This is a genomic window from Gilliamella sp. B2838, assembly GCF_026536185.1.
In the GTDB taxonomy this organism is placed as follows: domain Bacteria; phylum Pseudomonadota; class Gammaproteobacteria; order Enterobacterales; family Orbaceae; genus Gilliamella.
On record NZ_JAFNOO010000008.1, the window covers coordinates 54684 to 70053 of the forward strand.

10 protein-coding genes and 1 pseudogene are annotated in these 15370 nt (G+C 35.4%); 5 read left to right on the forward strand and 6 right to left on the reverse strand.

Going from position 1 to position 15370, the window contains the following annotated elements:
- Window positions 1-3: 3 nt before the first annotated feature.
- Window positions 4-240, reverse strand: coding sequence for a YhdT family protein (locus J3U63_RS13425; RefSeq protein ID WP_267333437.1), 237 nt, complete (start codon window positions 238-240; stop codon window positions 4-6).
- Window positions 241-418: 178 nt separating this feature from the next.
- On the opposite strand from J3U63_RS13425, the gene ilvC reads away from it, so the two are divergent.
- Window positions 419-1897, forward strand: a complete 1479-nt coding sequence (ilvC, locus tag J3U63_RS09360; protein WP_267371370.1) for a ketol-acid reductoisomerase — start codon at window positions 419-421, stop codon at window positions 1895-1897.
- Window positions 1898-3551: 1654 nt separating this feature from the next.
- Window positions 3552-4124 (forward strand): cell division protein ZapC, encoded by a 573-nt coding sequence (locus tag J3U63_RS09365; protein ID WP_267333439.1) that lies wholly within the window; start codon window positions 3552-3554, stop codon window positions 4122-4124.
- On the opposite strand, the gene J3U63_RS09370 is transcribed toward J3U63_RS09365, so the two are convergent.
- Window positions 4114-5217, reverse strand: coding sequence for a YcbX family protein (locus tag J3U63_RS09370; RefSeq protein WP_267371372.1), 1104 nt, complete (start codon window positions 5215-5217; stop codon window positions 4114-4116). The genes J3U63_RS09365 and J3U63_RS09370 overlap by 11 nt on opposite strands.
- Before the next feature lie 151 nt (window positions 5218-5368).
- The gene (greB, locus tag J3U63_RS09375) at window positions 5369-5854 is read right to left on the reverse strand and encodes a transcription elongation factor GreB (protein ID WP_267333441.1); all 486 of its coding nucleotides are present in this window, start codon (window positions 5852-5854) and stop codon (window positions 5369-5371) included.
- A 42-nt stretch (window positions 5855-5896) separates the two neighbouring features.
- Here greB and J3U63_RS09380 point away from each other — a divergent pair.
- The 3 genes and pseudogenes from J3U63_RS09380 to J3U63_RS09390 form a co-directional block, all read left to right on the forward strand.
- Window positions 5897-8062: pseudogene (locus J3U63_RS09380) on the forward strand (Tex family protein); the annotation flags it as partial.
- A gap of 799 nt (window positions 8063-8861) precedes the next feature.
- Entirely contained in the window at window positions 8862-10184 is a 1323-nt protein-coding gene (locus J3U63_RS09385; RefSeq protein ID WP_267346671.1) for a hypothetical protein, read from the forward strand.
- A gap of 62 nt (window positions 10185-10246) precedes the next feature.
- A complete protein-coding gene (locus J3U63_RS09390; protein ID WP_267333444.1) occupies window positions 10247-10738 on the forward strand; it encodes a hypothetical protein in 492 nt (163 codons plus the stop codon).
- A gap of 406 nt (window positions 10739-11144) precedes the next feature.
- Here the strand turns inward: J3U63_RS09390 and J3U63_RS09395 are convergent, their stop codons facing one another.
- The 3 genes from J3U63_RS09395 to ushA all read right to left on the reverse strand — a co-directional run bounded on the left by J3U63_RS09395 (window position 11145) and on the right by ushA (window position 15363).
- Window positions 11145-12011, reverse strand: coding sequence for a YjjW family glycine radical enzyme activase (locus J3U63_RS09395; protein ID WP_267333445.1), 867 nt, complete (start codon window positions 12009-12011; stop codon window positions 11145-11147).
- Window positions 11986-13533, reverse strand: coding sequence for a YjjI family glycine radical enzyme (locus J3U63_RS09400; protein WP_416379570.1), 1548 nt, complete (start codon window positions 13531-13533; stop codon window positions 11986-11988). The genes J3U63_RS09395 and J3U63_RS09400 overlap by 26 nt, the downstream gene beginning before the upstream one ends.
- A gap of 144 nt (window positions 13534-13677) precedes the next feature.
- On the reverse strand, window positions 13678-15363 hold the full coding sequence (gene ushA, locus J3U63_RS09405; RefSeq protein WP_267333447.1) for a bifunctional UDP-sugar hydrolase/5'-nucleotidase UshA: 1686 nt from the start codon (window positions 15361-15363) through the stop codon (window positions 13678-13680).
- Between the last annotated feature and the right edge of the window lie 7 nt (window positions 15364-15370).

Consider the following 15370-nt stretch of genomic DNA (forward strand, 5'->3'; position numbering starts at 1 on the left):
GAATCACTTAGTCTGTTCTAAAGAGATATCTTTGAATTGAGATTTTACAACAATAATACATAACAAAAGAAAAGCTAAAGGTGTCATTATGCAAGATAGTTCAAACCACAATGGTAAACCCCAAAAGCCTATTTTGTTGCCCACGCAATAAGCGCAAATAATCCAAGCAATGAGGTAAATAGCCGTTAACAGCAATGATAACTTAGCTTCTTTTTTAGCTTGCTTAAAGCGAGTATCCATATTATACAAATTGCCGATAAATAAAAGGTGGCTTAGAGTAAAAGAAACCGTAAAACTTAGCAAGTATATTGCAATTTATGCAATATAATATTTTAAATATATCAATTTTAGCAATAAAAAATTTACTATATAGTGTAGGGCATATCAATTATGAATTACTCAACTCATGGAGAGAACAATGTCAAATTACTTCAATACTCTAAATTTACGTGAAAAGTTACATCAACTTGGTCAATGTCGCTTTATGGCGCGTGACGAGTTTGCATCTGAAGCCAATTTTTTGAAAGGTAAAAAAATTGTTATAGTTGGTTGTGGTGCGCAAGGTCTTAACCAAGGTCTTAATATGCGCGATTCTGGTTTAGATATTGCCTACGCTCTTCGTAAAGAGGCGATTGCTGAAAAACGCGCATCTTGGAAAAAAGCGACTGAAAATGGTTTTAAAGTCGGCACTTACGAAGACTTAATTCCGACAGCTGATCTTGTTATTAATTTAACGCCAGACAAACAACATTCAGCTGTTGTCAAAGCTGTGCAACCACTGATGAAACAAGGCGCTGCACTGGGTTATTCTCATGGGTTTAACATTGTTGAAGTGGGCGAAAAGATTCGTTCGGATATTACTGTTGTTATGGTTGCCCCTAAATGCCCAGGTACCGAAGTACGTGAAGAGTATAAACGTGGCTTTGGCGTGCCAACGCTTATCGCTGTTCATCCAGAAAACGATCCAAAAGGTGAAGGTTTAGCCATTGCTAAAGCGTGGGCTGCTGCAACTGGTGGTCATCGTGCTGGTGTTTTACAATCTTCATTTGTAGCCGAAGTAAAATCAGACTTAATGGGTGAACAAACAATTCTTTGTGGTATGTTACAAACGGGATCACTACTTTGCTTTGATAAACTTGTTGCTGATGGCGTTGATCCTGCTTATGCTTGTAAATTATTGCAATTCGGTTGGGAAACCATTACAGAAGCGTTAAAACAAGGTGGCATAACGTTAATGATGGATCGTTTATCTAACCCAGCTAAATTACGCGCTAATGCTCTAGCAAAAGAGTTAAAAGCTATCATGACTGATCTTTATCGTAAACACATGGATGATATTATTTCTGGTGAATTTTCTGCAACGATGATGAAAGACTGGGCAAATGATGATGCTAACTTATTAAAATGGCGTAAAGAAACCGGCGAAACAGCATTTGAAAAAGCGGCTGAATATCAAGGAAAGATTGATGAACAGGCTTACTTTGATCAAGGTGTTGTCATGATTGCAATGGTCAAAGCAGGCGTTGAACTTGCATTTGAAACCATGCTCGAATCAGGTATTTTAGCTGAATCAGCTTATTATGAGTCATTGCACGAATTACCACTTATAGCTAATACTATTGCGCGTAAACGCCTGTATGAAATGAATGTGGTTATTTCAGATACAGCAGAATATGGTAACTACTTATTTGCTAATGCCGCAATACCTTTATTAAAAGAAAAATTTATGCCAATGTTACAATCGGGCGATCTTGGCAAAGCTATTCCAGAAGGTAGTGTTGACAATGCACAATTACGTGATGTAAACGAAGAAATTCGTAATCATCCAATTGAAATTATTGGTCGTAAATTACGTAGCTATATGACTGACATGAAGCGTATAAATGTAGCAAGTTAATTAGCTATCCCAACTAATAGAAGGTGTCTGATGACACCTTTTATTATTTTGAAGTAAGTATCCTCTATTGTTTGAATAAACGTCGTTATATCGACTAATATTAATCGTGTATATCAAAATCCTGTTACAGGATTGATGATAACAGTAATAAGTAATACGAATTTTTACTTACAACTAACTTCAACTTTAACAAACGCTCGTTAATATGCGGTAACATTTGATTGGATAATAGTGACTTAACTTACTTGGTTATAGGCATGTTTTAGAATTTTTTGGCAGTTAATAACGCTATGGCATAGCGCATTTCTTACTGAAATCTGAGTCTTAATACTCTTTTTATTTAAAAAAACGTTTAAGTTTTTGCAAGACGCTGTAGTGAGTTAGAAAGCTATTTAAAAGTTTGTCGAACGCTATGCAAATAAAAAAGCATAATGATTTTATCAACACCCCGCCCTACAGTTAAACAATGCATTGATCGCGTTACCCATAACTGCTGACATCGTTGTGAATTCAAACTATTTTTACTCAACTGAGCTATATTTATCTACACTATATATGTTAGTGAACTCGATGGCAAAGGCTCGGCGCTATTTACAGGCTTTATAAACTACCTATACGGCAGTGAACTTGGTTAGCAAATCCCAATCGTCGAATCTTTCTAAACTACCTATACACGTTAATCTACAACTAAGCTCCTCCGCTTCTTTTTTGCCCCCTACAGAGTAGTGAATAAAAATACTGACTAATAGTAAAAATTACTTGGTTTTAATGAATTGTCCTATCTTGAGTGTGAATAAATTCAATGTTAAAAAGTGAAAATTATTTATTACGTTAGTCACAAGTTATCGGCAATATATTGATATTATTAATTTTATTTTCTTACTGTAACCTGATTAATTGATTAATTTGCTGCTAAGGGTTATAAGGTTATAAATAAATTTTAGCTTTATTACAGCTGAATAAATAAACCAAAAAATTACCCTTGTTTTAACCCTTTTTTTTAGCTTATTTTAAAAACTAATAAAATCAATAGATTAAAAATAGCTACAAAAAAAGGGTTTTTAAAAGTAAAAATATCATTTACCTTTATCTGAACAACGATTATAGTAGGTCGAACTCTAGTTCACTGCCGTGTAGGTAGTTTAGAAAGGAGTGTTTTCCGGAATTCATAAAAAAAATTCGTTCACTGCCGTGTAGGTAGTTTAGAAAGATAGCGTGATGCCTCTTTATGCTCTCTAACGGTTCACTGCCGTGTAGGCAGAGTTTAAAATTCTACAAAAATTTAGTTGTGATTAATATCTGGTTTACAACCATTTTATACCTTGGATAAACCAAGGTAATCTTCTTCCTATTAATTATCTCATCATCATTTAAAATTATCTAAATCGATCATAATCCTATCTCGCATTGATATTCTGTAAAGAAGTTTAATTAAAGCTATATGTTAAGATATAAAAAAAGTCGGATCGAATCGGATCAATGATCCTTAAAAAAGATCCAAGTTAGATCGTTTTGATCTTTACCCATTACTGATAAATTTTTTAAAAATTAAGCAATTAAAAAGTTTTTATTTTAATTTATTATTTATTTTTTATCTAAGTTATGTTATCTTTTTGTGCAAATTTAGTTCAACTTTAAAAAGGGTAATATCTCAATGAAATTAGCTTTTCGACCAACTGATAGTTGGCGTTGGTATTTTGATAGTGATTATGATAGCTTGATGCTTGAAGTATCGCCCGAAATGCTATTTCGTTCATGTTATCCTAGTAAAATGTTGATTCCCGATGTTTTTGGCGAGTTTCCTTTTTCTGTCAGTGATGCAACCGCTTATTATCAATTTTTTGATAGCTGTCAATTATTGAATCTTAACGATTCGCAAAAAATTGAATTGTCGATAAATGCAATTGTTGCTGCCAATTTTTTAAAGCCACAAATGCCAAAAAGTTGGTATTTTTCGCAGCAAATAACGGCATATCGACCTAAAATGGCCGATATTGTTGTAGTAAATATGCAAGAAGGTGGTCAATCAGTGTTTTTGATGGTCGTTGAAGCCGGCGAAAACGCATCGTTGTGTATTATTGCTCAACCTACTTTTGGTGCTATGAATAAAACTTTCTATTTTTCAGAAGCGATTAAAGTCATGAACGATAGATTAATGCCAATTTCAACTTGTTCAATTGAGGATAGTCTTAGCAAACATCCACTTGAGTTAGAAGCTATTTCTTAACTAATTCAATTTCAATATTACTTTTGGGTATACAACTACAAGCTAAAATTCGATTTCCTCTTTTAATAGCAGCTTTAGTCATCGCGGTTACTTCACCACTTTTCAACAGTATCTGACAACGTCCACAAACTCCGGCACGACAAGAATAGGGCACAGCTATTTGATGCTGTTCTAATTGTTCTAAAATAGTTTGCTGATTATTGCCTTGAATTATTTGTTCATTAAGTGCGATTGTGCAAGGTTGTTGATTTTGCTTAATTTCAGCTGGGAATGATTTAATATAATTTTTAGCCGGTTGTCGCTCCAGTACTTCTATAGGATCATCTAAACAGACGGTACCATGATTACGAGCAATCATATTCATACCAAAATCAATTTTACCCTCACTATCAGATCTGAAATAGCGTAACGTTTTCAATGGCTCATTATCGGTTGATAACTTACTGGTTTTAACATTCATGGTTGTTACAACACATCGTGTACAGGGTTTGACAATATCAAATATAACTGGGCCAATTTTAATTGTTTTCCAACCATCTTCAGCAAAAGGTAACGCATCTTTAATAATAATATTGCCGCGAAATTGGCGAATATCGAGTTTTTCCGGGCATTGTTGTTGTAAATAATTAAAAGAGGATTGATTAAGTAATAAATAGGGGTATCCATCAGCAAAGCTTACCGCTACATCACAATAGCGTTTTGTATGTCGTGATAAATGGTTACCTACCCAACGTACTTGTACATCTTTTTGCAAGAATTGACTGATAAATTGATTGACACTAATTGGCGCAATATGCGAAGTAAAATGATTTCCCCATACTTGAGTGGGTTCAACATCTTGAGAAAAATCATCTAAATTAATCGTTATCGCTTGCTTAGAGGGTAATAGTAGATGGATCTTATTATCTACCAGTGTGGTTTCGATTTTTAATAACTGTGGATATTGTCTTGCTGTAATAAAAGTCCCATCGGGTTCACTTATCATTAAAACACGATCGTATTGAAAGCCGCCTTCAGTGGTGGTGGCTTTTTTTACTGGAATGCCTTTCATGGACTTACAGGGATAAATATATAACTGATCAACTAACATCATAATGATTGTAATTTAGAAGCAATTAATAAATTATAGCTTTATTTGCCTGCAAGTTTAAGAAAATTATTCGTCAAACAATATTTAATAACATCTCATTGAACATAACAAATTGTTCGATTTTTTAAAGTGTTATTTTAGTCAATTAAATAGGTTAAAGGGTTAATTCTTGATAGCTAATCGCCACGATATAGAGGTAATTTGTACCATTAGGGGTCATAACCGATATTTCATCATCGACCTTATGACCAATTAATGCGCGGGCAACAGGGCTGTTTATTGAGATCCAATTTTTTTTCGGATCGAATTCATCGGTTCCAACAATTCGATAAACATGTATGCGACCAGATTCATCTTCTAGCTTAACCCAAGCCCCAAAAAATACTTTACCTTCCTGCTTAGGATCGGGATCAACAATTGTCAGCGTTTCTAAACGTTTAGTCAAAAAGCGTACGCGCCTATCGATTTCACGTAATCTCCGCTTGCCATAAATATATTCTGCATTTTCACTGCGATCGCCAAGCGCTGCGGCATCCGAAACAGCTTGTGTTACTTGAGGTCTTTCTATTTTCCATAAATATTTCAGTTCACGATCGAGTGCCAAATAGCCTTCTCTTGTTATATAATTAGCTTTTTGCATAATAAAATTCTATTCCGTTAATCGACGATATACAGAGATACCATGATAAATAATCAAATTAGCCATATTATAGCCGGTGAACTGACGGTAAAACCAGAACAAGTTTTAGCGGCTATTCAATTATTAGATGAAGGAAGTACCGTCCCTTTTATTGCCCGCTATCGTAAAGAAGTAACGGGCGGATTAGACGATACCCAACTACGCACGCTAGACAGTCGTTTAAGTTATTTGCGAGAACTTGAAGATCGTAAACAAACAATATTAAAATCAATCGAAGAACAAGGTAAATTAACCACAGAATTGAGTGACAAAATCACACAAACGCTTAGCAAAACTGAGCTTGAGGATCTTTATTTACCTTATAAACCTAAGCGTCGTACACGTGGGCAAATCGCTATTGAAGCAGGGCTTGAGCCGCTTGCTGATGATTTATGGCAAAACCCACACCTTAATCCAGAATCCGAAGCTGAAAAATATATCAACAATGATAAAGGTATTGCTGATAGCAAATCAGCGCTGGATGGTGCACGCTATATTTTAATGGAACGATTTGCTGAAGATGCTGGGCTTCTTGCCAAAGTCCGTCATTACTTATGGAATAATGCTCATTTGGTGTCGCAAGTTGTAGCGGGTAAGGAAGAAGACGGCGCTAAATTTCGTGATTATTTTGCGCAAAGTGAACTTATTTCTAAAGTGCCTTCTCATCGCGCGTTAGCGATGTTCCGTGGTCGCAATGAAGGTTTTTTACAACTGTCATTAAATGCAGATCCCCAATTTGAAGAGCCGCCAAAAGAAAGTTATTGTGAACAGATTATTACCGAGCATTTGGGTGTTCATTTTAATGAGCAACCTGCTGATAAATGGCGAAAAGCAGTAATTAATTGGACATGGCGCATTAAAATTTTAATGCATATGGAAACTGAACTGATGACTACCTTACGTGAGCGAGCTGAAGAAGAAGCAATTAATGTTTTTGCCGCTAACTTACATGATATGCTCATGGCTGCGCCTGCTGGTATGAAAGTCACGATGGGGATGGATCCCGGCTTACGTACCGGCGTTAAAATCGCGGTGGTTGATGCTACTGGTAAACTTGTTGCGACCGAAACAATCTATCCGCATACAGGACAGGCAGATAAAGCTGCCATGATGATTGCAGCCCTTTGCATTAAGTATCAAGTCGAATTAGTGGCGATTGGTAATGGCACGGCATCGCGTGAAACCGAGCGTTTTTATCTTGATGTGCAAAAAAAATATCCAGAAGTGAAAGCACAAAAAGTGATTGTTAGCGAAGCGGGGGCATCGGTATATTCTGCCTCGGAACTGGCCGCGCAAGAGTTTCCGGATCTTGATGTATCATTACGCGGCGCGGTTTCGATTGCGCGCCGGTTACAAGATCCATTAGCTGAACTGGTGAAAATCGATCCTAAATCAATTGGTGTCGGACAATATCAGCATGATGTAAGTCAAACACAATTAGCTAAAAAGCTTGATGCAGTGGTCGAAGATGGGGTAAATGCGGTTGGGGTTAATTTAAATACGGCTTCTGTAATGTTACTCGCGCGCATTGCTGGGCTTAACAAAGTCATTGCCCAAAATATTGTTGATTGGCGTAATGACAATGGTCAATTTTCTGACCGTAAACAATTACTCAAAGTTGCAAGATTAGGACCAAAAGCTTTTGAACAGTGTGCAGGTTTTTTACGGATCATGGACGGTAAAAATCCACTCGATGCATCAGCTGTGCATCCTGAAGCTTATCCGGTAGTTGAACGGATTTTAGAAAAAAATCATAAATCCTTAAAAGAGATTTTGGGTGATAGCAGTTATCTTAAATCATTAAAAGCGGTTGATTATGTCGATGATCATTTTGGTGTGCCAACAGTCACAGATATTATTAAAGAGCTTGATAAACCGGGTCGCGATCCAAGACCAGAATTTAAAACAGCACAATTTGCCGATAATATCGAGACAATAGATGATCTTAAAGTGGGTATGATAATGGAGGGTGCTGTTACTAACGTGACTAATTTTGGTGCATTTGTTGATATTGGTGTTCATCAAGATGGTTTAGTGCATATTTCAGCTCTCTCAGATAAATTTGTAGAAGATCCGCGATCGGTTGTCAAAGCTGGCGATATTGTAAAAGTTAAAGTAGTTGAAGTCGACATACCACGTAAACGCATTGCATTAACCATGCGTTTAGATGATGCGGTGACCACTAAAGCCGAAGCAAATAAAAGCCAGCATCGTAGCAATCAAGCGCTAAAAAATCACAATGCACCTTTAAGCACCAATAGTGCAATGGGCAATGCATTTGCTGCTGCTTTTAAAAAAGGAAAATAATGACTTTTCTATCTGCTTTAACTTATTCTAGCGTGTTAAAAGGATGATGATTTATCATCCTTTTATTCAATCTATTTGATATTTTTTACATTTTTATCGTTTGTAGAAATAACTTTGAAATCTACTTTTTTTAGAATATAATTGTACAAATTATATTCTATTTTGAGTGAATAAGTTTAGTCGGTTTAAATTTTTTGCGCCAAATAGAAGATTAATTTTATACTCTAGTATAACCAACATATTCTTTTCTTTAGTTAGCTTTTCTTTTGTATTTTTTTAATGTCATTATTTTAGTTTTAAATGAAACATAAGATTGGATTTTTAAAAAAATAGTAACTATTTTTGCATCTAGCAGTAATTTCAAAACAACATCTATTTATACTTAGATGCATAGCGTTAAACATTAACAAAAAGCAATAATCGATAACTGTTAAAACTTCACAATTTTTTATCAAATGATGATTAATTTGTTCGTTCAAACTTCAACTCAATAATCTTGCTCAACACTTTGGATAAGTTAATGAATAGAGGCTAAGAAATGAATAACATTATATATTATACAAAAAAAGTGTGTTTTGTTCGATTTAACATAAAAATTCTAGTTTTATTTATATTATTATTTTTTAATCATACAACAATAGCGAGTAACGGTGTTGTAACAGTGAACTCTATTCATGGTAATCAACCAGATATTCTTGCAAGCGCTGAAACTAAAGTGTTAAACGGAATTCAAATCAAATTTAAATTAGATGATCTCGATCCAGTCGTTATTTCGCCAGGTAGCGCAAATAAGATTTCTGTTGCTTACAATACTTCACCTAGCCTTTATTCATTTGGTGTCGATATTTCGAGTTTAAATGACAGTGATATTCATGATGTGGATGGTGATAAATTGTCGAGTACCGATAGTTTCATTATTCAATCGATTAATGCTCAATGGCTTGACCAAAACAATAACATTATTGCTTCTGATTCCACTGCACCCCTTGGTCGTGATGTGTGCACTTCATCGACGACTAATGCAAATTTATCGGTGAAGGTAACCATTACATTTATTGCTAAAACCCAATACGGTATGCCTGACACCTCAAAACCAAGAGAAGTGTCTAAAACATTTGAAGTCAGTGCTGATGATGGTATCTGTTATATCAGACCGGGCGTACTGGCATTGATTACAAACAATGGTTGGAATGAAGGGGATAACTATGCTCCTTATGGCGCTGATACAATAAGTGTTGATCCTCCTTATAACAGTGATCAATTTGCCTTTCATCAAGGCTTCAAGGCAACAGCAACAGATTCAAATGGAAATCATTTTCCAACTTATGGTTTTCCAGAGGCTCGTTTCAGAATTGTACCCGTCAATCCAATATCGGATTATAGTTATACCTTGGTCAAAAATCCTAATAATTCCTTAGTGAATACTGCTCGTGCTTCAAACGCTGATTCTAAAAGTGAATTTAAATTTACCAATAATGTACCTAATCAAGGTGATGAATTTGTAATTTTAGTCACAAATAACCGCACTTCAGCACAATTTTATTATACTTTTTCAATTAATCATTGGTTATATTTCTTAAATAATCCCCCTGGTAATTGGGCAAACTCAAATAAATTATGTCAACAAAATAATGATAGATTGCCAACACGAGCTGAGATCTCCAATTCTCCTTTATCATACATACCCACAACTAACGATAACTATTATATAAAAGGTAATGGGTATAAAAGAGCAATCGGTGAAGGGTTAACACCAGAATGGGGGAAAGTCTACTTCTATGCACCTTTAGATATTATTGGTCGAGATATGATGTCTGGATTGCTAAATTTGAAAAATTTAATCTATTATGAATTCTATTTCACAAATGAACAATCATCAGTAAAAGATGTAATGGGTAATAACAAATATTATAGTGTAGGGATAGTCGAGGGTAATGTTATTGTTGAACCTGATGTGGCCTATACTGCATGTGTTAAATATTAATCTGATGAAATTTATAATTTATCAAATCAGAAAGTTTATATTAGACATGAGAAGGTATTTTTATGATAAAAAAGAGATCGATAATGTATTTTATTAATAAAAATATATTCAAGTTTGATTCCAATACTACCCAAAAAAAACAAATGTTTTTTACATTACTTTTTACGATATTCGTATTTCATCTTTTTTTTAATACGCAAGATGTTAAAGCATTATCTTCAGCCGAGGTTAATGCGATTAAGAAAAGCATCACTTATTCCCAACAAGTGATGAATATAGGTTGTTTTTATTCGGATATACTCTATTTGCCTTTATCCGAAACTCAAAAAACAACATTCAAACAAGTAGACAGTGATGAAGGTGATATCGTTAAAAATACTCACTTCGATAATGAATACTATATTTGTTGTTATTTATCTGAGCCAATCACATTTTTTACCAAATCAGAAACAATAACAGAACAAGGACAGAGGTATCAAACAAGGATGTTTGAACTCAATCATTTTGATCTCAACCGTATGTGCCGTTTACACACCACTGTAAACCTTCATTAAATACCATATTTGAGTTATATAAGAAAAGTTATCACAATTATCAGATACAATATTCAACCTTAAGTTGATAATTGTCACTGATAAAATGCAGATTATTTTCTTAAAAAATATGAAAAGTTTGATTATTGCTCAATTCATGGTTACTTAACATTGAATTTATTGTAATAAGGCGGGTAAAAGATCCTGTGATCCAGTTGCGAATTTACCTTACCAATGCTGACGAATAATAACTTTATCTGAACAATTTGAGCTCTGCCAATATTCTGCCATTCTCCCGATGTATAACGTAAAGCTTGTGGTATCGATTGAGTATTTTGTCGATCTTTTGGGCCGTGAAGAATGACTGAAACAGATTGGGGACGTTTTAATTTTAGGAATTTTATCGTTATGTTACTCCTTATCAATCTTACAAATAGACGCTTGGGAGCGTAATGTTATGTAAGCCATTATTTTTTAATTGCATGGCAAAAAGTTCGACTTGATCTTGCGTGGCGGGTTTCCAAGTTTTGGCTATGCCGTGTACCCCATGATTATGAAAGGCATTTATTCTAATTTTGATATTCGGATCGATATCTATTAAAAATTGTGCAAGATGTGTGGCATTGTGTTGTAAGTCAGTATGCTCAGGAATGATTAAAAATCTCACTTCGTAGAGTTTGTTGATTTTCGCCAGGTAGGCGATAGTTTGCTTTACTCGATAATTATCTCGACCGGTTAGTTTTTTATGTATTTGGCTATCCCAAGCTTTCAGATCAATCATTGCACCATCAAGTACAGGTTGTACTTTTTGCCAGCCAGATTGTGACAAATAACCATTACTGTCTATAAAACAGGTTAAGTGCTTTAAATCTTGGTCTTGTTTAATAGCACTAAAAAGTTCTGTAATGAAAGGGAGTTGTATCGTGGCTTCACCACCACTAAAGGTAATTCCTGTCAAAAAAGGTAGGTATTTTCGAATTGTTTGCAAAATATCTTCAACACTGTAACGGTAAGTCATGGGCGTTGAACTATGGCTACAGGTATTTATGCAGGTATCACATTGCTGGCAAGTCGACGCTTGCCAAATGACGTTGTGATTATCAAAAGTTAATGCTTGATGTGGGCAGGCATCGACGCAACTACCACAATTACTACACAACGATATGGTGTAAGGATTGTGGCAATTTAAGCATCTAAAATTACAGCCTTGCAAAAAGATGACCAAGCGATTGCCTGGTCCATCAACACAAGAAAAAGGTAACAGTTTATTAACGATTGCCCATGACTTGTTCATGACTAATTACCCGAGGTGTACGGCATAGATAGCTATTGTTTTCAGTATCTTCGGCCGCTTCACTACCTAAAAATGTGGTATTAATCCGTGAGCCTTCTTGTTTATACTTTTTGATATCCGATAATCTCACCATATAACCGGTTACTCGAACTAAATCATTACCACTTATATTCGCGGTAAATTCTCTAAAACCAAATTTGAATGCCGCTTTACAAATTTGTACTAAGGCTAATGGATTAGTTTTAATGGTCTCATCAATCGTTAAAATATCGCTGATACCAGACGCATAATATTTATGGTGTTTAAACAGTGCCATAATGTGGGTAACCGGATCCGGTTCATGCCCATAAGGGATACGTAATCCCGGTGTTGCTCCTCTATCAGTACTAATGCCTGACTGTGCATGTAACATGGCTTTACCCTGCCATGCATGCTTAATTTCATGACTATCAACAAAGTCAGCGAGTTGTTTAGAAATAGTGGCAGCCAGCTCATTGGCATCTTCATCGACACCGTAGCGACCGGTTAAGTGAGATTTCTCTTGTAAAATATTCACCGCTTCAGCCATGGCATAGACCCCAAACATAGGCGCAAAACGATTGGCATCAATCAACCCTTCTTTTACCAAAAAGCTATTTTGAAAGAAATTGGATTTTTCATATAAAAATGCAGAGCGGGCTTTAATTAAATTCAGCTGTAATTGACAGTAGAAAGGTAAGGTATTTTGCAAAAAATCGACAATATTTTTACTGCGTAGTGCCACTTCCTTTAAATTAATTCTTGAAAGGGTACTGCCACCTCCGGCAACGGGTAACGAATTATAACAGCTTACCACCCCATAGCCTTCTTCATCAAAATCGTTTTTTATCATCATATTATTGGCAATATGTGGTTTGGCTGTTTGGCAAATATTTTCAATGGCGGTATTTAGTAAAGATTCGGGTGTGATACTTTCGTCATAAATAAACGTTAAATTAGGGGCAACTTGTTTAAGTTCGCGATCGACGCGTAAAATTGTTCGACTAATAACATTGTCGGTCGGCCCAATGTTGGCATGCATAAACGCATCAGGTAAATTGCGATCAAGCATAATCCAAAAACGTTTTAATCGCGGGTAAAGATCGGCTTGTGTTAAATTACCAACATAAGGAAGGAGCACTTGGTCTAAACAACCTAAATAAACGGGCATGCCGGTGACAGATGGAACATGATGATAAGCAATTGTCAGCATATTTAATGCATCATCAAAACTTTTTGCCGGCTCAAGTTCTAGATAGTCTGATCCTTGCTTAAGAAATTTTGCATAATCAGGTAATACATATCGCGGCTTGTAAGGGGCATGACCTTCATACATATCACAAATTACACGCTCTTCTAAAGCTTGCTTAGTCTCACTATCCAAGTCAACATAAGGTAAATTATTTTCGGCAGCTAAAGCGAGTAAGTTAGATTTTTGTTTTGGCGACAAATTGGGATCTGTCACTATGTTATAACAATTTTGTTGAAATTCAGTCATGTCCATTATTACCTCGATACTTACATTAAGTAGAGCAAACTTAGGTTAATATTAAATTTTGTTGCTAACTAGTTAAAAATATAAATATTTTTATGCTTAATGATTTTTTACTAAACTTAACAACAAAATTTTCATCGTATCAATTCTTGTTTATTTATCCGTAATGAATGGTTTAGGCTCATAATCGGATGCATTAATAGGCGAATGTGCCTCAAAATATTGTTTTACTGCGTCGGCATCTCGATATCCAGTATCAACATAAGTTGGTAAGGTATTGGTTATCGGATAGCCATCCCCACCCGCAGCTAAAAAGTCAAGTGTGGTAATTCGATAAGTTTTTTGTAAATCAATGGGTTCATCTTTAATTTTTACATTATCGATACTGTCCCCAGTACGCGTTAAACTAATATTTTTTAAATGAGTAAAGCCACCTGAACCCGGTTTTTTACTTAATGCGACTTTCAAATAATCAAGTAATTGTTTGCCGGTTAATTCAAAATAAACAACGCTATTGCCAAATGGTTCAACTTTTAAAATATCACGATAAGTAATATCGCCTTCAATGAGTGAGTCACGAATCATACCACCAGACATGATGCCGATATCAGCATTGGTTTTTTCAATAAATGCACTTAATAAGAGTTGTCCCATATTACTTTGTTGATATCTCACTACACTACGGTCACCTTCTAATCGGCCGGTGAGCTCACCTGTTTTAATCAATAATTGTTGTTTACCTTGTTCTTGATAAGGTTGTAAGGTTTCTAATAATTTTTTATCTTGTGGTATCTCTTTAGTGTAATATTCAAGTCGTTTAGTATCATTACCATTATCCACTTCTTTTTTAAGATTGATTGGAATCAGTTGGTAATTTTGTAAGGTTATTTTGCCATTTAAAAAGATAAAATCCGCACGACCAACGTATTTGCCCCATTCATGAGCTTGAACAATCCAAGTACCATTTTGTTGATCTGGTGCACAAGGCGTGCCGGGTACATACTCAGTAATACGTTTATTAGGGCTTGCCATGCAAACAGGGTTTTGAGAGTGCCCACCGACAATCATATTCAATTCACCGGTTGGTAAACCTCTGGCTAATTCAACATCGCCGGGCGCCATTGAACCATGTTCACCATTTTCGTAATGCCCCATGTGTGTGACGGCTATTATCATATCGGGGCGTTCAGTTTGCTTTATTTGAGAAATAACTTTTTGCGCTTCGGGTAATGTTTTACGAAATTCGATACCATCGGTATTCTTAGGTGAAGCAAGCGTGATAGTATCGTCAGTTGTTAAGCCAAAAACGGCTATTTTAATGCCGTTCAAATCAAACATTTTATAGGCGTCAAAGACTCGGTTATCAGTATCTTTAAAATAAGTATTGGCAGATAGAAAAGGGAAGTGCGCTAGTTTTTGCTGTTCACGAATAATCGTTAGCGGGTGATCAAATTCATGATTACCAACAGCCATTGCATCGTAACCAATCTCGTTCATACCAATAAAATCGGGCTTAGCTTGTAGTACATCAGATTCAGGAACACCTGTATTAATATCACCACCAGATAGTAGCAGTAATTTACCCCCTTTATCTGCTACTTCTTTACGAATTTCATCCACCACCGTTTTTTGGGCTGCAAGTCCGTATTCGCCAATATCATTTTGCCAAAATCGGCCATGATGATCGTTGGTATGTAAAATAGTAAATTGATAAGTTTTATTTTTTTCCCAGTTAGGTCCAATTGGCTGTTTAGTTGCCACAACAGCAATTGCATTAACCGAAAATAAGCCTAAAATAATCAGCAGTGATAGTTTTTTATTTAATTTTAAATACTTCATGGTGTCT